Origin of the sequence: Pseudomonas sp. Os17 (assembly GCF_001547895.1) — a bacterium.
In the GTDB taxonomy this organism is placed as follows: Bacteria; Pseudomonadota; Gammaproteobacteria; order Pseudomonadales; family Pseudomonadaceae; genus Aquipseudomonas.
In genome coordinates, this window is sequence record NZ_AP014627.1 from 1,035,402 (window position 1) to 1,053,759 (window position 18,358).

Annotated in this window: 22 protein-coding genes; 10 read left to right on the forward strand and 12 right to left on the reverse strand. The window is 61.7% G+C overall.

What is annotated here, in order from left to right:
- Nucleotides 1-5 precede the first annotated feature (5 nt).
- The 10 genes from POS17_RS04575 to POS17_RS04620 form a co-directional block, all read right to left on the reverse strand.
- A complete protein-coding gene (locus tag POS17_RS04575) occupies nucleotides 6-278 on the reverse strand; it encodes an HPr family phosphocarrier protein (protein ID WP_060837549.1) in 273 nt (90 codons plus the stop codon).
- 16 nt (nucleotides 279-294) lie between these two features.
- Nucleotides 295-1,152, reverse strand: a complete 858-nt coding sequence (gene rapZ, locus POS17_RS04580) for an RNase adapter RapZ (RefSeq protein ID WP_016966640.1) — start codon at nucleotides 1,150-1,152, stop codon at nucleotides 295-297.
- Nucleotides 1,153-1,154: 2 nt separating this feature from the next.
- Nucleotides 1,155-1,619: a PTS IIA-like nitrogen regulatory protein PtsN gene (ptsN, locus tag POS17_RS04585; protein WP_011059267.1), complete on the reverse strand. Its 465-nt coding sequence runs from the start codon at nucleotides 1,617-1,619 to the stop codon at nucleotides 1,155-1,157.
- A 12-nt stretch (nucleotides 1,620-1,631) separates the two neighbouring features.
- Entirely contained in the window at nucleotides 1,632-1,940 is a 309-nt protein-coding gene (gene hpf / locus POS17_RS04590; RefSeq protein WP_060837550.1) for a ribosome hibernation-promoting factor, HPF/YfiA family, read from the reverse strand.
- Nucleotides 1,941-2,068: 128 nt separating this feature from the next.
- Nucleotides 2,069-3,562, reverse strand: a complete 1,494-nt coding sequence (locus POS17_RS04595) for an RNA polymerase factor sigma-54 (RefSeq protein ID WP_016966643.1) — start codon at nucleotides 3,560-3,562, stop codon at nucleotides 2,069-2,071.
- Nucleotides 3,563-3,744: 182 nt separating this feature from the next.
- Nucleotides 3,745-4,470 (reverse strand): LPS export ABC transporter ATP-binding protein, encoded by a 726-nt coding sequence (lptB, locus tag POS17_RS04600; protein ID WP_011059270.1) that lies wholly within the window; start codon nucleotides 4,468-4,470, stop codon nucleotides 3,745-3,747.
- A complete protein-coding gene (lptA, locus tag POS17_RS04605; RefSeq protein ID WP_011059271.1) occupies nucleotides 4,470-5,015 on the reverse strand; it encodes a lipopolysaccharide transport periplasmic protein LptA in 546 nt (181 codons plus the stop codon). The genes lptB and lptA overlap by 1 nt, the downstream gene beginning before the upstream one ends.
- Nucleotides 5,002-5,574, reverse strand: a complete 573-nt coding sequence (gene lptC / locus POS17_RS04610) for an LPS export ABC transporter periplasmic protein LptC (RefSeq protein ID WP_060837551.1) — start codon at nucleotides 5,572-5,574, stop codon at nucleotides 5,002-5,004. The genes lptA and lptC overlap by 14 nt, the downstream gene beginning before the upstream one ends.
- Before the next feature lie 9 nt (nucleotides 5,575-5,583).
- A complete protein-coding gene (locus POS17_RS04615) occupies nucleotides 5,584-6,108 on the reverse strand; it encodes a KdsC family phosphatase (RefSeq protein ID WP_060837552.1) in 525 nt (174 codons plus the stop codon).
- Nucleotides 6,109-7,083, reverse strand: a complete 975-nt coding sequence (locus POS17_RS04620; RefSeq protein WP_060837553.1) for a KpsF/GutQ family sugar-phosphate isomerase — start codon at nucleotides 7,081-7,083, stop codon at nucleotides 6,109-6,111.
- Between the two features lie 264 nt (nucleotides 7,084-7,347).
- Here POS17_RS04620 and POS17_RS04625 point away from each other — a divergent pair, with 264 nt between their 5' ends.
- The 10 genes from POS17_RS04625 (at nucleotide 7,348) to hisC (ending at nucleotide 15,336) form a co-directional block, all read left to right on the forward strand.
- Complete coding sequence (locus tag POS17_RS04625; RefSeq protein WP_060837554.1) at nucleotides 7,348-8,157, forward strand: ATP-binding cassette domain-containing protein; 810 nt, start codon at nucleotides 7,348-7,350, stop codon at nucleotides 8,155-8,157.
- Nucleotides 8,157-8,954: a lipid asymmetry maintenance ABC transporter permease subunit MlaE gene (gene mlaE, locus POS17_RS04630; protein WP_016966647.1), complete on the forward strand. Its 798-nt coding sequence runs from the start codon at nucleotides 8,157-8,159 to the stop codon at nucleotides 8,952-8,954. Before POS17_RS04625 ends, mlaE begins: the two co-directional genes overlap by 1 nt.
- Nucleotides 8,954-9,421 carry an outer membrane lipid asymmetry maintenance protein MlaD gene (gene mlaD, locus POS17_RS04635; RefSeq protein WP_016966648.1) on the forward strand — a complete coding sequence of 156 codons (468 nt, stop codon included), beginning with the start codon at nucleotides 8,954-8,956 and terminating at the stop codon, nucleotides 9,419-9,421. Before mlaE ends, mlaD begins: the two co-directional genes overlap by 1 nt.
- An 11-nt stretch (nucleotides 9,422-9,432) precedes the next feature.
- Nucleotides 9,433-10,086, forward strand: coding sequence for an MlaC/ttg2D family ABC transporter substrate-binding protein (locus POS17_RS04640; protein ID WP_060837555.1), 654 nt, complete (start codon nucleotides 9,433-9,435; stop codon nucleotides 10,084-10,086).
- A complete protein-coding gene (locus POS17_RS04645) occupies nucleotides 10,083-10,388 on the forward strand; it encodes an STAS domain-containing protein (protein ID WP_047301785.1) in 306 nt (101 codons plus the stop codon). The genes POS17_RS04640 and POS17_RS04645 overlap by 4 nt, the downstream gene beginning before the upstream one ends.
- A 117-nt stretch (nucleotides 10,389-10,505) precedes the next feature.
- Nucleotides 10,506-10,745 (forward strand): BolA family protein, encoded by a 240-nt coding sequence (locus POS17_RS04650; RefSeq protein WP_016966651.1) that lies wholly within the window; start codon nucleotides 10,506-10,508, stop codon nucleotides 10,743-10,745.
- A 22-nt stretch (nucleotides 10,746-10,767) separates the two neighbouring features.
- Nucleotides 10,768-12,033, forward strand: a complete 1,266-nt coding sequence (gene murA, locus POS17_RS04655) for a UDP-N-acetylglucosamine 1-carboxyvinyltransferase (RefSeq protein ID WP_011059281.1) — start codon at nucleotides 10,768-10,770, stop codon at nucleotides 12,031-12,033.
- Between the two features lie 129 nt (nucleotides 12,034-12,162).
- On the forward strand, nucleotides 12,163-12,798 hold the full coding sequence (gene hisG / locus POS17_RS04660) for an ATP phosphoribosyltransferase (protein ID WP_016968619.1): 636 nt from the start codon (nucleotides 12,163-12,165) through the stop codon (nucleotides 12,796-12,798).
- A gap of 154 nt (nucleotides 12,799-12,952) precedes the next feature.
- Entirely contained in the window at nucleotides 12,953-14,281 is a 1,329-nt protein-coding gene (gene hisD / locus POS17_RS04665) for a histidinol dehydrogenase (protein WP_047283941.1), read from the forward strand.
- Between the two features lie 2 nt (nucleotides 14,282-14,283).
- Complete coding sequence (hisC, locus tag POS17_RS04670) at nucleotides 14,284-15,336, forward strand: histidinol-phosphate transaminase (RefSeq protein WP_060841874.1); 1,053 nt, start codon at nucleotides 14,284-14,286, stop codon at nucleotides 15,334-15,336.
- Between the two features lie 97 nt (nucleotides 15,337-15,433).
- Here the strand turns inward: hisC and POS17_RS04675 are convergent, their stop codons facing one another.
- Nucleotides 15,434-16,162 carry a DUF4198 domain-containing protein gene (locus tag POS17_RS04675; RefSeq protein ID WP_060837556.1) on the reverse strand — a complete coding sequence of 243 codons (729 nt, stop codon included), beginning with the start codon at nucleotides 16,160-16,162 and terminating at the stop codon, nucleotides 15,434-15,436.
- A gap of 12 nt (nucleotides 16,163-16,174) precedes the next feature.
- Nucleotides 16,175-18,280: a TonB-dependent siderophore receptor gene (locus POS17_RS04680; protein WP_060837557.1), complete on the reverse strand. Its 2,106-nt coding sequence runs from the start codon at nucleotides 18,278-18,280 to the stop codon at nucleotides 16,175-16,177.
- Nucleotides 18,281-18,358: the final 78 nt, after the last annotated feature.

An 18,358-nucleotide genomic window follows, 5' to 3' on the forward strand; every position in this document is an offset into this window, starting at 1 on the left:
CGTGCTTACTCGCCTTCGTCGAAGTAGTTGTTGATCAGGGCAACCAGTGCATCCAGTGCTTCCTGTTCCTGCTCGCCTTCGGTCTTGAGGTGGATCTTGGTGCCCTTGCCGGCGGCGAGCATCATCATGGCCATGATGCTTTTGCCATCGACCATGGATTCCGGGGTCCTGCCGGCGCGGATCTGGCAGGGGAACTGGCCGGCCACGCCGACGAACTTGGCTGAGGCGCGGGCGTGCAGGCCCAGTTTGTTGATGATCTCGATTTCCAGAGCTGGCATCGCGGGGTAGATCCTTTCAGCTAAGGTCGCGGTGGCGAACCTGGACGTTCTTCAGGGTTTTTTGCAACACCTTGCCCAGGCGCTCGGTCAGGTACACGGAGCGGTGGTGCCCGCCGGTGCAGCCAATGGCAATGGTCACGTAGGCGCGGTTGCTGGCGGCGAAGCGCGGCAGCCACTTGAGCAGATAGCTTTCGATGTCCTGGAACATCTCTTCGACATCGGGTTGCGCAGCCAGGTATTCCGCCACCGGGGCGTCCAGTCCGGATTGGGCACGCAGCTCGGGTTTCCAATACGGGTTGGGCAGGCAGCGAACGTCAAACACCAGATCGGCATCCACCGGCATGCCGCGCTTGAAACCAAAGGACTCCACCAGGAACGCGGTGCCGGGTTCCGGCTGGTTCAACAGGCGCAGCTTGATGGTGTCCCGCAGTTGGTAGAGGTTCAGATTGGTGGTGTTGACCTTGAGGTCGGCCAGATCGACGATCGGGCCCAGCAGCTGGGTTTCGTCGTGGATGGCTTCGGCCAGTGAGCGATTGGCACTGCTCAGCGGGTGACGACGACGAGTTTCCGAGAAACGCTTGAGCAGGGTTTCCTCGTCTGCATCCAGATAAAGAACGTCACACTGGATATGCCGGCTGCGCACTTCTTCCAGCAGTTCGGGGAAGCGTGACAGATGGCTGGGCAAGTTGCGGGCGTCGATGGACACCGCTACCAGCGGTTGCGCCAGTTCAGTGTGAATCAATGCGCGTTCGGCCAGCTCGGGCAGCAAGCCGGCGGGCAGGTTGTCGATGCAGTAGTAGCCGTGGTCCTCAAGAACATCGAGGGCGGTGCTTTTACCTGAGCCGGAACGGCCGCTGACGATGATCAAGCGCATGATTACTGACCGTTTTGCTCGTCCAGGACAACCTGATACAAGGCTTCGTTGCTGGTGGCACTGCGCAGGCGATCGCGGACTTCCTTGCGATCGAGCATGCTGGCTATCTGCCGCAGCAGTTCCAGATGAGCATCGGTGGCGGCTTCCGGGACCAGCAGGACGAACAGCAGGTCGACCGGGGCGCCGTCGATGGCGTCGAAATCGATGGGAGCGTCCAGGTGCATCAGTGCACTGATGGGCGACTCGCAGCCTTTGAGGCGGCAGTGGGGAATGGCGATGCCATTGCCAAAACCGGTGGAGCCTAGTTTTTCGCGGGCGATCAGGCTCTCGAAGACGTCCTGCATCTCCAGATCAGGCACTTCACGGCTGATCAGGTTGGCAATTTGTTCGAGGGCGCGTTTTTTACTGCCGCCCGGCACGTTCACCAGGGAACGGCCGGGGGTCAGGATGCTTTCAAGTCGGATCATGGGAGGGGAGTGTTAGCGACCCTGTGTGCCTTGGAGAAGGTGGAGTTGCTTTTCCTTATGCTTTTTCAGTTGGCGGTCAAGCTTGTCCGTGAGCAGGTCGATTGCGGCATACATATCGTCATGTTCTGCATTGGCGACGACCTCCCCACCGTGGATGTGCAGGGTGGCTTCGATTTTCTGCTTCAGTTTCTCGACGGCCATGGTGACCTGCACATTGGTAATCTTGTCGAAATGCCGCTCCAGCCGGTCGAGTTTTTCGCCGATGTAAGCGCGCAGAGGTTCAGTCACTTCGAGTTGGTGTCCACTGATGTTGACTTGCATACAGCTTCTCCTTCGTTGCCAGTGCATAACGCGGCAGGCTGAGGTGCCTGCCACCTAGACCATGCCTGCAACCAGCTGGCTCAGCCAGCTTGCAGGCACACTCCGAAACGCTGTGGCCGGCCCGGCGGTTACATCAACCGCTTCCGTTCGCTGGAAGGCGCGATCCCAAGGGATTCGCGGTACTTGGCGACGGTCCGGCGGGCTACCTGAATGCCTTGTGCCTCCAGTAAACCAGCGATCTTGCTGTCACTCAACGGCTTTTTCTGATTTTCCGCAGCCACCAGTTTTTTGATGATCGCGCGGATTGCCGTGGACGAGCATTCGCCGCCTTCCGAGGTGCTGACGTGGCTGGAGAAAAAGTATTTCAGTTCATATATGCCCCGGGGGGTATGCATGAATTTTTGCGTGGTCACCCGGGAAATCGTTGATTCGTGCATGCCGACCGCTTCGGCAATGTCATGCAGAACCAGGGGTTTCATGGCTTCGTCGCCATATTCGAGGAAGCCCCGTTGGTGCTCGACGATCTGGGTGGCCACTTTCATCAGGGTTTCGTTGCGGCTCTGCAGGCTCTTGATGAACCAGCGGGCTTCCTGCAACTGATTGCGCATGAAGGTGTTGTCGGCGCTGGTGTCGGCGCGGCGAACAAAACCGGCGTACTGTGCGTTGACCCGCAGGCGTGGCACGGATTCCTGGTTCAGCTCCACCAACCAGCGCTCGTTGTCCTTGCGCACGATGACGTCCGGAACCACGTACTCGGCTTCGCTGGATTCGATCTGCGAGCCGGGACGCGGGTTGAGACTTTGCACCAGTTCGATGACCTGGCGCAGTTCGTCTTCCTTGAGCTTCATGCGACGCATCAACTGGCTGTAGTCGCGACTGCCCAGGAGGTCGATGTAATCGCTGACCAGGCGCTGGGCCTCGCTCAGCCAGGGAGTTTTCGCCGGCAGCTGGCGCAACTGCAGGAGCAGGCATTCGCCCAGATTGCGTGCGCCGATGCCGGCAGGTTCGAATTGCTGGATGCGATGCAGGACGGCTTCGATCTCGTCCAGCTCGATGTCCAGCTCCGGATCGAAGGCCTCGAGGATCTCCTCAAGGGTTTCGTCCAGGTAGCCCTGATTGTTGATGCAATCGATCAGGGTCACGGCGATCAGGCGATCGGTGTCCGACATCGGGGCCAGGTTCAGTTGCCAGAGCAGGTGGCTCTGCAGGCTTTCTCCGGCCGATGTGCGAGTGGTGAAGTCCCACTCGTCGTCATCGCTGCTGGGCAGGCTGCTGGCGCTGGTCTGGTAGACGTCTTCCCAGGCGGTATCCACCGGCAACTCGTTGGGGATGCGTTCGTTCCATTCGCCTTCCTCGAGGTTGTCCACCGTGGGGGCGGTTTCCTGGTAGGAGGGTTCCTGGATTTCGGTATTGGGTTTGGACTCGGTGTTGTCGGCCAGGGGGTCGCTGTTGTCGAAGTCGTCGCCGTCTTCCTGGCGTTCGAGCATCGGATTGGACTCCAGGGCTTCCTGGATTTCCTGTTGCAGGTCCAGGGTCGACAATTGGAGCAGGCGGATGGCCTGTTGCAGCTGCGGTGTCATCGTCAGCTGCTGGCCCATTCTCAGGACTAGCGATGGTTTCATGGCAGGGGCTTAACACCTTATTTGCCGGCGCACATGCGCCATCCACTACAGGGCGCCGAAGCGCCAAACATAAGCAAATTATATGCCTGAAACTGAAGTGTTTGCCTAGAGCGCTGTAACAATAAAGTTTGTGGGGATTTATCGTTTGCGGCGCTCTGGCGTCTGGCCCGACACCTCAGCCGTTACAGGCGGAACTCATGGCCCAGATAGACTTCCTTGACCAGTTCGTTGGCCAGGATGGTCTCGGAGTCGCCCTCGGCGATCAGTTGCCCGTCATTGACGATATAGGCAGTCTCACAGATGTCCAGGGTTTCCCGGACGTTGTGGTCAGTGATCAGTACACCGATGCCTTTGGCCTTCAGGTGATGGATGATCTGCTTGATATCGCCGACCGAGATCGGGTCGACACCGGCGAAGGGTTCGTCCAGCAGGATGAACTTGGGTGCGGTCGCCAGCGCCCGGGCGATTTCCACGCGGCGGCGCTCGCCACCGGACAGGCTCATGCCGAGATTGTCGCGGATGTGGTTGATGTGGAATTCCTGCAGCAGGCTTTCCAGCTCCTGGCGGCGGCCGGCCTTGTCGAGCTCCTTGCGGGTCTCGAGGATGGCCATGATGTTGTCTGCGACCGACAGCTTGCGAAAGATCGAGGCTTCCTGAGGCAGATAGCCGATACCGGCGCGGGCGCGACCGTGCATCGGTTGGTGGCTGACATCCAGGTCGTCGATCAGGACGCGGCCCTGATCAGCCTGGACCAGACCGACGATCATGTAGAAGCAGGTGGTCTTGCCGGCGCCGTTGGGGCCGAGCAGGCCGACGATCTGCCCGCTGTCGATGGACAGGCTGACATCACGCACGACCTGGCGGCTCTTGTAGCTCTTGGCCAGGTGCTGGGCTTTCAGAGTTGCCATTACTGGGCCTTTTGCTCGTCGGTTTTCTTTTTCGGCTGGATGACCATGTCGATCCGCGGACGTGGCGCGGTGACCGAGCTGCCGTTGGCGCGACCGGCGTTAGCCACTTGCTTGACGGTGTCGTAGACGATTTTCTCGCCTTCGGTGGTGTTGCCGTCGTTGATGACCTTGGCCTTGTCGATCAGCACGATGCGGTTCTGCTGGGCATGGTACTGGATGGTCACGGCGTAGGCCTGGACCGGTTTCGGGTCGGTCTGCTTCTGCAGCTGCTCGAAGTAGGCCAGGTTGCCCACCGACGTCACGACATCGATTTCGCCAGTCTTGGATCGGGTGATGGTCACGGTGTTGCCGGTGATCTTCATCGAGCCCTGGGTGATGATCACATCGCCCTTGTAGGTGGCCACGCCGTTCTTGTCGTCCAGCTGGGCGTCGTCGGCCTGAATGCGGATTGGCTGTTGGCTATCGTTCGGCAGAGCCCAGGCGCTCACGCTTCCCAGTGCTGCGCCCAGACTGAGCAAAATAGGGAGGGTTTTAACGAGCCTCATACTGTCCTCTTACGTTCGATAGCAGGTTCATCCTGCCGTCTTTCAAATACGCTTTCATTCCCTTGGCAGTGGTCACGCCGTCGGCGCCGTCGATTCTAACGGCTTGCTCGGTCTGCGCATATTGCTTCTGCGGGAATACTGTCATGCGGCTGGTGGTGATCAGCAGGTTGCGGTTGTGCTCGTCGGTGCGGGAAACCCGAACCGAGTCGATCAGCTCGACCTCGGTGCCGTCCGGATTGACTTCGCCGCGCTCGCTCTGGACGTGCCAGGGATAAGTGGTGCCGCGGTACATCTGCAGGTCGGGCTTGGTCAGCATTGTCACTTCGCTGGCCTTGATGTGTTCGACCTTGTCCGAGGTCATTTCGTACTGCAGTTTGCCGTCGGGCAGGTACTGCACACTGCGGGCGTTGATCGCGTAATAGTCGATGGCGCTCTCGTCGACCTGCACCACTGGCTTGTCGAGGAAGCGTTCCGGGCTGATGTTCCAGTAGCCGACCGCCGCGAACAGCAGGGCGATGGTCCCGAAGATCAGGATGGTGCGAATCTTTTTACTCAGCATGGGAGGGCTCTATAAATAAGCGGCATTGGCTGCTTCAAGGCGATCCTGGGCGCGCAGGATCAGCTCGCAGAACTCCCGTGCGGCACCTTCGCCGCCGCGGGCAACAGTAATGCCGTGGGCGTGTTCGCGGACAAAGCTGGCAGCGTTGGCCACCGCCATGCCCAGGCCGACACGGCGGATCACCGGCAGGTCGGGCAGGTCGTCACCCAGGTAGGCGACCTGTTCATAGCTTAGGCCCAGTTGGGCAAGAAGCTCGTCCAGTACCACCAGCTTGTCTTCGCGGCCCTGGTACAGATGGGGGATCCCCAGGTTCTTGGCGCGGCGTTCCACCACCGGGGTCTTGCGCCCGCTGATGATCGCGGTCTGCACTCCGGCGGCCATGAGCATCTTGATGCCTTGGCCATCGAGGGTATTGAAGGTCTTGAACTCGCTGCCGTCTTCAAGGAAGTACAGGCGACCGTCGGTCAGGACGCCATCGATGTCGAAGACCGCCAGCTTGATGTGTTTACCGCGTTGCAGCAGGTCGGCACTCATTTACATCACTCCCGCGCGCAGCAGGTCGTGCATGTTCAAGGCGCCGATCGGCCGGTCTTCCTTGTCCACCACCACCAGGGCGCTGATTTTATGGTCTTCCATGATCTTCAGGGCTTCGGCGGCCAGCATATCGGCACGGGCGGTCTTGCCATGAGGGGTCATGACCGAATCGATGGTGGCGTGGTGGATATCGATGGCGCGATCCAGGGTGCGGCGCAGGTCGCCGTCGGTGAAGATCCCGGCCAGGCGGCCGTCGGCCTCGAGGATCACGGTCATGCCCAGGCCCTTGCGGGTCATTTCCATGAGCGCATCCTTGAGCAGGGTGCCCCGTTGCACCTGTGGCAGGTCGTTGCCTTCGTGCATCACGTTCTCGACCTTGAGCAGCAGGCGGCGGCCCAGGGCGCCTCCAGGATGGGAGAAGGCGAAGTCTTCGGCGGTGAAACCGCGGGCTTCCAGCAGGGCCACGGCCAGGGCGTCGCCCATCACCAGGGCTGCGGTGGTCGAGGAGGTGGGGGCCAGGTTCAGCGGGCAGGCCTCGTGTTCGACATGCACATTCAGGTTGACGTCGGCGGCCTTGGCCAGCGGCGACTCGGGGTTGCCGGTCAGGCTGATCAATTGGATGCCCAGGCGCTTGATCAGCGGCAGCAAGGTGACGATTTCGTTGGTGGAGCCGGAGTTAGAGAGGGCCAGGATCACGTCGTCGCGGGTGATCATGCCCATGTCGCCGTGGCTGGCTTCGGCCGGATGGACAAAGAAAGCGGTGGTTCCGGTGCTCGCCAGGGTCGCGGCGATCTTGTTGCCGATGTGCCCGGACTTGCCCATGCCGACCACGACCACTCGGCCTTTGCTGGCCAGAATCATCTCGCAAGCGCGTACGAAATCTGCGTCGATATGGGGCAGCAAGCCTTCTACGGCCTGAAGTTCGAGGCGGATGGTGCGTTGTGCTGATTGAATCAGGTCGCTGGATTGGCTCATGTCTGAAATCGTATAGCCCGATGAAAAGGCGGCGATTATAGCGGTAATGAACAAATCCCTCACGCAAGTTCGTCAGCCTTTGTCCGTCCGGTATCAGGATTCCTCCGATTTCGCCTGTCCTGGACCTGAACGTTCACGGCTTCGGCCTTGGGGGCGTCGTATCAGCAGTGATATAGTTCGCCGCCAGTTCGGCCTGCCCAGGGGCACGTACTCCCGGCAGGGAGCCAAGCGTCCGAGTGATAGGCTGCATCGCAAGGAGTTTAGATGAGTGCCGATAACGCCTACGCGGTCGAGCTGAAGGGACTGTCCTTCAAGCGCGGTGCGCGCAGCATTTTCAATAACGTGGATATCCGTATTCCGCGGGGCAAGGTCACCGGCATCATGGGGCCTTCCGGCTGCGGAAAAACCACCCTGTTGCGCTTGATGGGCATGCAGTTGCGGCCCAGCAGCGGCGAAGTGTGGGTCAACGGCCAGAATCTGCCGACCCTCTCGCGCAGCGATCTGTTCGATGCGCGCAAGCAAATGGGCGTGCTGTTTCAGAGTGGCGCACTGTTTACCGATCTGGATGTGTTCGAGAACGTGGCTTTTCCGCTGCGGGTGCATACCGAACTGCCGGACGAGATGATTCGCGACATTGTCCTGCTCAAGCTGCAGGCGGTGGGCCTGCGTGGTGCCGTCGACCTGATGCCCGACGAGCTGTCCGGCGGCATGAAGCGTCGGGTCGCCCTGGCCCGGGCCATCGCCCTGGACCCGCAGATTCTCATGTACGACGAACCCTTCGTGGGTCAGGACCCGATCGCCATGGGCGTCCTGGTGCGGCTGATCCGCCTGCTCAACGATGCCCTGGGCATTACCAGCATCGTGGTGTCCCACGATCTTGCGGAAACCGCGAGCATTGCCGATTACCTCTATTTAGTCGGTGATGGCCAGGTATTGGGTCAGGGAACTCCTGACGAACTGATGGACTCCGACAATCCGCGTATCCGTCAATTCATGAAGGGGGATCCCGACGGCCCGGTGCCGTTTCACTTTCCAGCGACGGATTACCGCGCAGATCTTCTGGGGAAGCGCTGATGCGCAAAATATCGCTAATCGAGAGGGTTCGCCTCTTCGGTCGCTCAGGCATCGATGTCCTGGCGGTACTGGGGCGTTCCACCCTGTTCCTGTTTCACGCGCTGCTGGGACGTGGCGGCATCGGCGGCAGTTTCGGCCTGCTGATCAAGCAACTGCACTCCGTGGGCGTGATGTCCCTGGTGATCATCGTCGTGTCCGGAGTCTTCATCGGCATGGTGCTGGCGCTGCAGGGCTTCAACATTCTCTCCAGCTACGGTTCGGAGCAGGCGGTGGGGCAGATGGTCGCCCTGACCCTGTTGCGTGAGCTGGGACCGGTGGTTACCGCGCTGCTGTTTGCCGGTCGTGCCGGTTCGGCGCTGACTGCCGAGATCGGCAACATGAAATCCACCGAGCAGCTCTCCAGCCTGGAGATGATCGGGGTCGACCCGCTCAAGTACATCATCGCGCCACGCCTGTGGGCCGGTTTCATCTCCCTGCCGCTGCTGGCGATGATTTTCAGCGTGGTGGGCATCTGGGGCGGCTCTTGGGTTGCCGTGGACTGGCTGGGTGTCTATGAAGGTTCCTACTGGTCGAACATGCAGAACAGCGTGACCTTCAGCGGTGACGTACTCAATGGTGTGATCAAGAGTATCGTTTTTGCGTTTGTAGTGACCTGGATCGCCGTATTCCAAGGCTACGACTGTGAGCCCACCTCAGAGGGGATCAGCCGTGCCACTACCAAGACCGTGGTGTACGCCTCGTTGGCCGTACTCGGCTTGGACTTTATTCTGACCGCCTTGATGTTTGGAGATTTCTGATGCAAAACCGCACCCTGGAAATCGGTGTCGGCCTTTTCCTGCTGGCCGGCATCCTGGCTTTGCTGTTGCTTGCCCTGCGAGTCAGTGGCTTGTCTCCGAGCGCAAGCACCGATACCTACAAGCTTTACGCCTACTTCGACAATATCGCCGGTTTGACGGTCAGAGCTAAGGTGACCATGGCCGGGGTAACCATCGGCAAGGTCACGGCGATCGATCTGGACCGCGACAGCTTCACCGGTCGGGTCACCATGCAACTGGAAAAACGTGTGGATAATCTGCCGACTGACTCCACTGCATCTATCCTGACGGCTGGCCTGTTGGGTGAGAAATACATCGGTATCAGCGTGGGCGGGGAAGAAGCCTTGCTCAAGGATGGCGGGACCATCCACGACACCCAGTCGTCGCTGGTGCTGGAGGACCTGATCGGTAAATTCCTGCTCAATACCGTTAGCAAAGACGCCAAATGAGGAGTTTTTCGATGATCTCTATCTTGCGACGTGGCCTGTTGGTGCTGCTGGCGGCCCTGCCGTTGCTGGCCAATGCGGCCGGTGCACCTTCCGCACACGATCTGGTGCAGGACACCACCACCCGCCTGCTGGCGGATCTGGCGGCCAACAAGGAAAAGTACAAGCAAAGCCCGAACGATTTCTACAACGCCCTGAACGGCATTGTCGGTCCGGTGGTGGATGCCGACGGCATCTCCCGCAGCATCATGACCGTGAAGTATTCGCGCAAGGCCACACCGGAGCAGATGGCGCGCTTCCAGGAGAACTTCAAGCGCAGCCTGATGCAGTTCTATGGCAACGCCTTGCTCGAGTACAACAACCAGGGCATCACCGTTTCTCCGGCCAAGGATGAAAGCGGCACCCGTACCAGCGTGGACATGCAGGTCAAAGGCAACAACGGCGCTATCTATCCGGTGTCCTACACCCTGGAAAAGATCAACGACGAGTGGAAAGTGCGTAACGTGATCATCAACGGCATCAACATCGGCAAGCTGTTCCGTGATCAGTTCGCCGACGCCATGCAGCGCAACGGCAACAACCTGGACAAGACCATCGACGGCTGGGCCGGCGAAGTGGCCAAGGCCAAGGAAGTCACCGAAGACGCCGCCCATAAGGCTGCACAATGAGTGAGTCGGCCGTACGCCTGGGTGACGCCGGGGAGCTGCTGATCAGCGGTGTGCTGGATTACCGCAGCGGCCCGGGCCTGCGCAAGCAGGGCCTGGCGCTGATCAAGTCGAGCCCGGGCACCGCCCTGGTGCTCGATTGCTCGGCGGTGGAAAAATCCAGCAGTGTCGGTCTGGCCCTGTTGCTGGCCTTCATTCGCGATGGTCAGGGGCTGGGCAAGACGGTGAGCGTTCGCGCCCTGCCCGAGGACATGCGGGAAATCGCCGAGGTATCCGGGGTCACCGAGATCCTCCTCCATCCGTAGTAACCCACATCTATATAGAAGCCCCCCGTCAGAGTCCTGCTATGCGGGGTTCGCAGGCGCGGGGCTTTTTTGTATGATGTCCGACCCGCGCGCACAGGGCGCCGATTGAGGTTGAGCATGCAGGCCAACGAAGTGAAGAGCTTTCTTGAGGGAAAGCTGCCCGGAGCTCAGGTAGAAGTTGAGGGCGAAGGCTGCAACTTTCAGCTGAACGTGATTAGCGACGAACTGGTGGCCTTGAGCCCGGTCAAGCGTCAGCAGAGCATCTATGCCCATTTGAATCCATGGATTGCCGATGGCAGCATCCACGCGATCACCATGAAATTTTTCAGCCGCGCGGCCTGGGCCGAGCGCACCTGAGCCCAAGGGCGTCGAGACTGTTATGGATAAATTGATTATTACCGGCGGCGTTCGCCTTGATGGCGAGATCCGCATTTCCGGGGCCAAGAACTCCGCGCTGCCGATTCTGGCGGCAACCCTGCTGTGCGATGGCCCGGTCACCGTGGCCAACCTGCCGCACCTGCACGACATCACCACCATGATCGAGCTGTTCGGTCGCATGGGCATCGAACCGGTGATCGACGAGAAGCTCAGTGTCGAAATCGACCCGCGCACCATCAAGACCCTGGTGGCGCCTTACGAGCTGGTGAAAACCATGCGCGCCTCGATCCTGGTGCTGGGCCCGATGGTTGCCCGCTTCGGTGAGGCCGAAGTGGCCCTGCCAGGCGGTTGCGCCATCGGCTCGCGCCCGGTTGACCTGCACATCCGCGGCCTGGAAGCCATGGGCGCGGTGATCGACGTCGAAGGCGGCTACATCAAGGCCAAGGCCCCTGAAGGCGGCCTGCGCGGCGCGAACTTCTTCTTCGATACCGTGAGCGTGACCGGTACCGAGAACATCATGATGGCCGCGGCGTTGGCCCGGGGCCGCAGCGTGCTGCAGAACGCCGCCCGCGAACCTGAAGTCGTCGACCTGGCAAACTTCCTGATCGCCATGGGCGCGAAGATTTCCGGCGCCGGCACCGACACCATCACCATCGATGGCGTCGAGCGTCTGCATTCGGCGATCTACAAGGTCATGCCCGACCGTATCGAAACCGGCACCTACCTGGTGGCGGCTGCCGTCACCGGCGGCCGGGTCAAGGTCAAGGACACCGATCCGACCATCCTTGAAGCCGTACTGGAAAAACTCAAGGAAGCAGGCGCCGAAGTCACCACCGGCAGCGACTGGATCGAGCTCAACATGCACGGCAAGCGCCCCAAGGCGGTCAACGTGCGTACCGCTCCGTACCCGGCGTTCCCGACCGACATGCAAGCGCAGTTCATTTCCCTGAACGCGATTGCCGAAGGCACGGGCGCGGTGATCGAAACCATCTTCGAAAACCGCTTCATGCACGTGTACGAACTGCACCGCATGGGCGCCAAGATCCAGGTCGAAGGCAACACTGCGATCGTCACCGGCACCGAAATCCTCAAGGGCGCGCCGGTCATGGCCACCGACCTGCGGGCCTCGGCCAGCCTGGTGATCTCGGCCCTGATGGCCGAAGGCGACACCCTGATCGACCGCATCTACCACATCGACCGTGGTTACGAGTGCATCGAAGAGAAGCTGCAGATGCTCGGCGCCAAGATCCGCCGCGTACCGGGCTAGTAGCATGACGGGCACAGGGAGGTGCCCACAGCCGAATCTGTTCCACGTCGAGCCTGTCTTCAGGCTCGACGCATGTCTGGCGCCGTTTGCGTCCGGGCATCAGTCGCCGCAGAAGGACTTACGTTACTCATGTTGACCATCGCACTGTCCAAGGGCCGTATCCTCGACGACACGCTGCCGCTTCTGGCTGAAGCGGGCATCGTGCCAACCGAGAATCCGGACAAGAGCCGCAAACTGATCATCCCCACGACTCAGGACGATGTTCGCCTGCTGATCGTGCGCGCTACCGATGTGCCGACCTATGTCGAGCATGGCGCTGCCGACCTCGGGGTGGCCGGCAAGGACGTCCTGATGGAGTACTCCGGCCAGGGCCTGTACGAACCACTGGACCTGCAGATTGCCCAGTGCAAGCTGATGACCGCCGGTGCCATTGGCGCTGTCGAACCCAAGGGGCGCCTGCGCGTGGCCACCAAGTTCGTCAACGTGGCCAAGCGTTACTACGCCGAACAGGGCCGCCAGGTGGACATCATCAAGCTCTACGGCTCGATGGAGCTGGCACCGCTGATCGGTCTGGCGGACAAGATCATCGACGTGGTCGACACCGGCAACACCCTGCGGGCCAACGGCCTGGAGCCCCAGGAACTGATCGCCACCATCAGCTCCCGCCTGGTGGTCAACAAGGCATCGATGAAGATGCAGCACGCCCGTATCCAGGCGTTGATCGACACCCTGCGCAAGGCAGTGGAATCGCGACACCGCGGCTGATTCACATGCGTGGCCTTGAGCCGCGCCCATCTATCCGCGTCATAGCCAGAATGCTCAGGTGCCCACGCGGATGGCTTGGTAGTCTTGCGGCGCCTGAGCTTTGCAAATCCAAGCTTGCCCTTTTGTGCACTCGCCAATCATTGAGGCCTTCGCTATGACCGCTCCGACTGCAATTCGCCGACTCAACGCTGCCGACCCGGATTTCGCCCGTCATCTGGATCATCTGCTGAGCTGGGAAAGTGTCTCTGACGATTCGGTCAATCAGCGGGTGCTGGACATCATCAAGGCCGTGCGCGAGCGCGGTGACGCGGCGCTGGTGGAGTTCACCCAGCGTTTCGACGGCCTGCAAGTGGCCTCCATGGCCGACCTGATCCTGCCGCGCGAGCGCCTGGAGCTGGCCCTGACCCGAATCACCGTGGCCCAGCGCGAAGCCCTGGAAAAGGCCGCGGCGCGGGTTCGCAGCTATCACGAGAAACAGAAGCAGGACTCCTGGAGCTACACCGAGGCCGACGGCACGGTGCTGGGCCAGAAGGTCACGCCGCTGGACCGCGCCGGCCTGTACGTGCCGGGGGGCAAGGCTTCCTACCCGTCGTCGGTGCTGATGAACGCGATCCCGGCCAAGGTGGCGGGCGTGACCGAGGTGGTGATGGTAGTGCCGACCCCGCGCGGCGAGGTCAATGAGCTGGTGCTGGCGGCGGCCTGCATTGCCGGGGTCGACCGAGTCTTCACCATCGGCGGCGCCCAGGCCGTGGCCGCGCTGGCCTACGGCACCGAAAGCGTGCCCCAGGTGGACAAGGTGGTCGGCCCGGGCAACATCTATGTGGCCACCGCCAAGCGCCATGTGTTCGGCCAGGTCGGCATCGACATGATCGCCGGTCCGTCGGAGATCCTCGTGGTCTGCGACGGCCAGACCGATCCGGACTGGATCGCCATGGACCTGTTCTCCCAGGCCGAACACGACGAAGACGCCCAGGCGATCCTGGTCAGCCCGGACGCCGAGTTCCTGGACAAGGTGGCGGCGAGCATCGCCAAGTTGCTGCCGACCATGGAGCGTGCGGAAATCATCAACACCTCGATCAATGGCCGTGGCGCCCTGATCCAGGTTCGCGACATGCAGCAAGCCATGGACGTGGCCAACCGCATTGCCCCCGAGCACCTGGAGCTGTCGGTGGCCGACCCGCAAGCCTGGCTGCCGCAGATCCGCCACGCCGGGGCGATCTTCATGGGCCGTCACACCTCCGAGGCGCTGGGCGATTACTGCGCCGGGCCGAACCACGTGCTACCCACGTCCGGTACTGCACGTTTCTCCTCACCGCTGGGGGTGTATGACTTCCAGAAACGCTCGTCGATCATCTTCTGCTCCGAGCAGGGTGCGTCCGAGCTGGGCCGGACCGCCTCGGTGCTGGCCCGTGGCGAGTCGCTGACCGCCCACGCCCGCAGCGCCGAATACCGCATCGTCGACGACCAAGATCAGGGGCAATGAACATGAGCAAATTCTGGAGTCCGTTCGTCAAGAACCTGGTGCCCTACGTGCCGGGCGAGCAACCCAAGCTGACCAAGCTGGTCAAGCTCAACACCAACGAAAACCCCTATGGCCCGTCGCCCAAGGCCCTGGCGGCGATGCAGGCCGAGCTCAACGACAACCTGCGCCTGTATCCCGATCCCAACAGCGACCTGCTCAAGCAGGCGGTGGCCCGCTATTACGGGGTGCAGGGCAATCAGGTGTTCCTTGGCAACGGTTCCGACGAAGTCCTGGCGCACATTTTCCATGGCCTGCTGCAGCAGGATAAGCCGCTGCTGTTCCCGGACATCAGCTACAGCTTCTACCCGGTGTATTGCGGCCTGTACGGCATCGACTACCAGACGGTGCCCCTGGACGAACAGTTCCAGATCCGTGTGGCCGACTACGCCCAGCCCAACGGCGGGATCATCTTCCCTAACCCGAATGCGCCCACCGGCTGCCTGCTGGCCCTGGACGCGGTGGAGCAGATCCTCCAGGCCAGCCCGGATTCGGTGGTGGTCGTGGACGAAGCCTATATCGACTTCGGTGGCCAGACTGCCATCAGCCTGGTGGACTGCTATCCCAACCTGCTGGTGACCCAGACCCTGTCCAAGTCGCGCTCCCTGGCCGGCTTGCGGGTGGGCCTGGCAGTGGGGCATCCGGACCTGATCGAGGCCCTGGAGCGGATCAAGAACAGCTTCAACTCCTACCCGCTGGATCGCCTGGCCATTGTGGGTGCAGCGGCGGCCTTCGAGGACCGCGAGTACTTTGCCAAGACCTGTCAGCTGGTGATCGAAAGCCGCGAGTGGGTGGTGGCGCAGTTGCAGGCCAAGGGTTTTGAAGTGCTGCCGTCGGCGGCCAACTTCATCTTTGCCCGCCACCCGCAGCACGACGCAGCCGGCCTGGCGGCCAAGCTGCGTGAGCAAGGGGTGATCGTGCGTCACTTCAAGCAGGAACGGATCGCCCAATTCCTGCGCATCAGCATCGGCACGCCGGAGCAGAACCAGGCCCTGATCGACGGGTTGGGGCAGCTTTAAGCCGCAAGCTGCAAATTAGAAGCCCAGAGCCAATGCTTGGAGCCTCTCGCCTGCAGCTACAAGCTTGCCGCTTGTAGTTGCAGCCCCCCGGCTGCTCTCACTCGTGGTGCGGCTCGCCGAGGAAGGTCAGGGAGCTGAACAGGCCGCGTGAAGCCACATCCGGGTCGTCCTTGAGCGGCACTTCAAGCTCTGCGGCAATCACGTTCAAGCCTTCATTTCTCACCAACACTTGAGCGCGTCCCTGGGCATCGGTTTCGGTGCTCAGGGTGCTCGGTGCATTGCGGTAGTCGCCGATCAACTTGACCCCAGCCACGGGCTGCCCATCCAGCAGTACCCGCACCGGCAGGCTATTGCCCTGGCCCACGGTCAGCGGGTCGACTTCCGGCAGGATCAGCAGCTTGAGCTGTTCCAGCTTTGGCAGCTTCGCCCCCGCTTGATAGATCGCCAGGCTGTACTTGAAGGTGTGGGTCGAGGCGATGGCCCCCGCAACTTTGCTGCGCCCCTGGTTGACCCAGCGTTTGTCCGCCGTTTGTGACCAGGGACCGTTGTCCAGCACCACGGCCAGCACCGCCGGTGGCTTGAGTGGTTGCAGGCGCGCATGGTCAGCCAGGCGTTGCACGGTCACTGGAATCATTCTGGCCGCCGCGTCGTAGGCCCAGGCACCACTGATCTTCTGGGCCTTGAAGGCGTCGTCTTCGGCGCCGTGGCCGTAGATCACTTCGATATTGCCGCGACGCTGTTCGGTCCACAGACCGTGGGCCGAGGCCTGGGTTGTACCCAGGGTGGCGAGCAGGCCCAGCAGGGCGATTGATATGAGGTTGTGCATGGCGATTTCCGGCTACAGGTTGAGTGTCAGGCTGACGGTGAAGTTGCGCGGCTCGCCGGGCGTGACCCAGTAGTTGCTGTAGGAGCGCTCGTAGTACTTCTCGTCGAACAGGTTGTTCAGGTTCAGGCCCAGGGTCAGGTTGTCGCTGGCCTTGTAATGGGCCAGCAGGTCCAGGGTGCGATAGGCCGGCAGCTCGAAGCTGCCGCCGGCCTCGCCGGAGCGATCGCCGACGTAGGTCAGGGCGGCGCCGACGTCCGAGCCTTTGAATCGTCCGTCCTGGAACTCATAGACGCCCAGCAAGCTGCCACTGTGCTTGGCCACGCCGAGTATGCGACTGCCGGTCGGGATCGTCTGGTCGCCCTTGGTCACTTCGGCATCGATCAGCGCATAAGCACCAATCACCCGCACCGCGTCAGTCAACTGGCCGCTCACTTGCATGTCCAAGCCCTGACTGCGGGCCTTGCCCACGGCTCGGCTGAAGTCGCTGCCGGGGTCCAGGGCCAGGACGTTTTCCTTGTCGATGCGGAAGGCGGCGAGGGTGGCGCTCAGACGCTCGTCGAACAGCTCGCTCTTGATCCCCACTTCATAACCGACCCCTTCCTCGGGCTTGAAGGTCTTGCCGGCCGCATCCAGCCCGTTGTTGGGCTTGAACGAGGTGGAGGCGTTGGCGAACAGGCCCACTTGCGGCGTCAGTTGATAGAGCAGGCCGGCACGCTGGGTCAGGGCGTCGTGGCTCTGGCGGCTGCGCTTGCCGTTGGTGTGGTCGTCGATCCGTTGTTCGAAGTGTTCAAGGCGGGCACCGAGCATGCCTCGCAGGCGATCGGTGAAGATAATCTGGTCCTGCAGGTTGAGGGCCTGGCTTTCGACATGCTCGAAAAAGTCCGTGCCGGAACGTTTGCCGTTGGGCTTGGCCTGGCCGTAGATCGGGTCGTAGATGTCGACAGCGTAGGCGCCGCCGGCGAGGGTGGTGACCCGCTCGTTCTTGCGGTAGTTCTCGTATTCGCTGCCGATCAGCAGTTCGTGCTGCCAACTGCCGATGTCGAACAGGCCGCGCAGTTCCAGCTGGGTGATGCTGTCGTGCCAGTTGTTGTCGCGCTCGCGATAGCGCCGGTTGACGGTGTGCTGGTCGGCATTCAACGGGCGGGTTTCCGAGGCGAAGCCCCACAACTTGCCTTCCTTGTAGTGGCTGGCCAGGCGCAGCTTCCAGCTGTCGTTGAGGTGATGTTCCAGGGCGGCCTGGAGCATGGTGTTGTGGTTGTCGATGTTGCCGTCGCTGGGTTCGCCGAGGAAGGTCGAGCGCGAGACGCCGCTCCAGCGGTTGTTGGGGGCGACGATGCCGCGGTCGAAGGTCGAGCTGTGGCGCACGAATTCGCTTTCCACCAGCAGGTTGGTGTCCGGGTTCAACTGCCAGCTGAAGGAGGGGGCGACGAACACCCGGCGACTGTCGACGTGGTCGCGAAAGCTGTGGTTGTCCTCCACCGCCAGGTTGACCCGGGACAGCAGGTCGCCCTCGGCATCCAGCGGGGTGTTGAGGTCCAGGGCGGTGCGGTAGCGGTCCCAGCTGCCGGCACTGGTCTGCAGGGTGGTGAAGGCTTCGGGCTGGGGTTTCTTGGTCACGATGTTCACCGTGCCGCCGGGGTCGCCACGGCCATAGAGGCTGGCGGCCGGGCCCTTGAGCACTTCGATGCGCTCGATGTTGGCGGCGTCCGGGGTGCTGGGGTAACCGCGGTTGGCGCTGAAGCCGTCCTTGTAGAATTCCGAGGTGGTGAAGCCGCGCACGCTGTATTCATACAGGGTCAGACCGCCGAAGTTGTTCTGCTTGGCGACTCCGCCGGCAAACTCCAGGGCGCGTTCGACATTGTGGCTGCCCAGGTCCTTGAGCACGCTGGCGGGGATCACGCTGACGGACTGCGGGATATCGCGGATTGCCGTATCGGTCTTGGTGGCACTGGCCGAGCGGGTGGCCCGGTAGCCCTTGACCGGACCGGTGGCGGACTCGTACTCGGTGCTGATGCGGGTGGTTTCCAGCTCCAGGGTTTGCGGTTCTTCGGCGAGCAGGGGGTCGGCCAGCAGGCCGAGTGCCAGACCGGCCAGGGGGAGGATTTTTCGGGAGGTCATGGGGCTGTTCCAATAGCAGTATTGAAACAATATAACATGACTAATGAGAATGTATGCTGTTAGCCCGGCATTGCCGGG

Bases quoted from the DNA above. Each gene is read 5' to 3' on its own strand.
- POS17_RS04595 (WP_016966643.1), bottom strand. From the start codon at position 3,562: ATGAAACCATCGCTAGTCCTGAGAATGGGCCAGCAGCTGACGATGACA.
- mlaD (WP_016966648.1), top strand. From the start codon at position 8,954: ATGCAAAACCGCACCCTGGAAATCGGTGTCGGCCTTTTCCTGCTGGCC.
- POS17_RS04680 (WP_060837557.1), bottom strand. From the start codon at position 18,280: ATGACCTCCCGAAAAATCCTCCCCCTGGCCGGTCTGGCACTCGGCCTG.
- POS17_RS04625 (WP_060837554.1), top strand. From the start codon at position 7,348: ATGAGTGCCGATAACGCCTACGCGGTCGAGCTGAAGGGACTGTCCTTC.
- rapZ (WP_016966640.1), bottom strand. From the start codon at position 1,152: ATGCGCTTGATCATCGTCAGCGGCCGTTCCGGCTCAGGTAAAAGCACC.
- POS17_RS04645 (WP_047301785.1), top strand. From the start codon at position 10,083: ATGAGTGAGTCGGCCGTACGCCTGGGTGACGCCGGGGAGCTGCTGATC.
- POS17_RS04650 (WP_016966651.1), top strand. From the start codon at position 10,506: ATGCAGGCCAACGAAGTGAAGAGCTTTCTTGAGGGAAAGCTGCCCGGA.
- POS17_RS04620 (WP_060837553.1), bottom strand. From the start codon at position 7,083: ATGAGCCAATCCAGCGACCTGATTCAATCAGCACAACGCACCATCCGC.
- POS17_RS04675 (WP_060837556.1), bottom strand. From the start codon at position 16,162: ATGCACAACCTCATATCAATCGCCCTGCTGGGCCTGCTCGCCACCCTG.
- mlaE (WP_016966647.1), top strand. From the start codon at position 8,157: ATGCGCAAAATATCGCTAATCGAGAGGGTTCGCCTCTTCGGTCGCTCA.
- POS17_RS04615 (WP_060837552.1), bottom strand. From the start codon at position 6,108: ATGAGTGCCGACCTGCTGCAACGCGGTAAACACATCAAGCTGGCGGTC.
- lptB (WP_011059270.1), bottom strand. From the start codon at position 4,470: ATGGCAACTCTGAAAGCCCAGCACCTGGCCAAGAGCTACAAGAGCCGC.
- hpf (WP_060837550.1), bottom strand. From the start codon at position 1,940: ATGCAAGTCAACATCAGTGGACACCAACTCGAAGTGACTGAACCTCTG.
- lptC (WP_060837551.1), bottom strand. From the start codon at position 5,574: ATGCTGAGTAAAAAGATTCGCACCATCCTGATCTTCGGGACCATCGCC.
- hisC (WP_060841874.1), top strand. From the start codon at position 14,284: ATGAGCAAATTCTGGAGTCCGTTCGTCAAGAACCTGGTGCCCTACGTG.
- murA (WP_011059281.1), top strand. From the start codon at position 10,768: ATGGATAAATTGATTATTACCGGCGGCGTTCGCCTTGATGGCGAGATC.
- lptA (WP_011059271.1), bottom strand. From the start codon at position 5,015: ATGAGGCTCGTTAAAACCCTCCCTATTTTGCTCAGTCTGGGCGCAGCA.
- hisD (WP_047283941.1), top strand. From the start codon at position 12,953: ATGACCGCTCCGACTGCAATTCGCCGACTCAACGCTGCCGACCCGGAT.
- ptsN (WP_011059267.1), bottom strand. From the start codon at position 1,619: ATGATCCGACTTGAAAGCATCCTGACCCCCGGCCGTTCCCTGGTGAAC.
- hisG (WP_016968619.1), top strand. From the start codon at position 12,163: ATGTTGACCATCGCACTGTCCAAGGGCCGTATCCTCGACGACACGCTG.
- POS17_RS04640 (WP_060837555.1), top strand. From the start codon at position 9,433: ATGATCTCTATCTTGCGACGTGGCCTGTTGGTGCTGCTGGCGGCCCTG.
- POS17_RS04575 (WP_060837549.1), bottom strand. From the start codon at position 278: ATGCCAGCTCTGGAAATCGAGATCATCAACAAACTGGGCCTGCACGCC.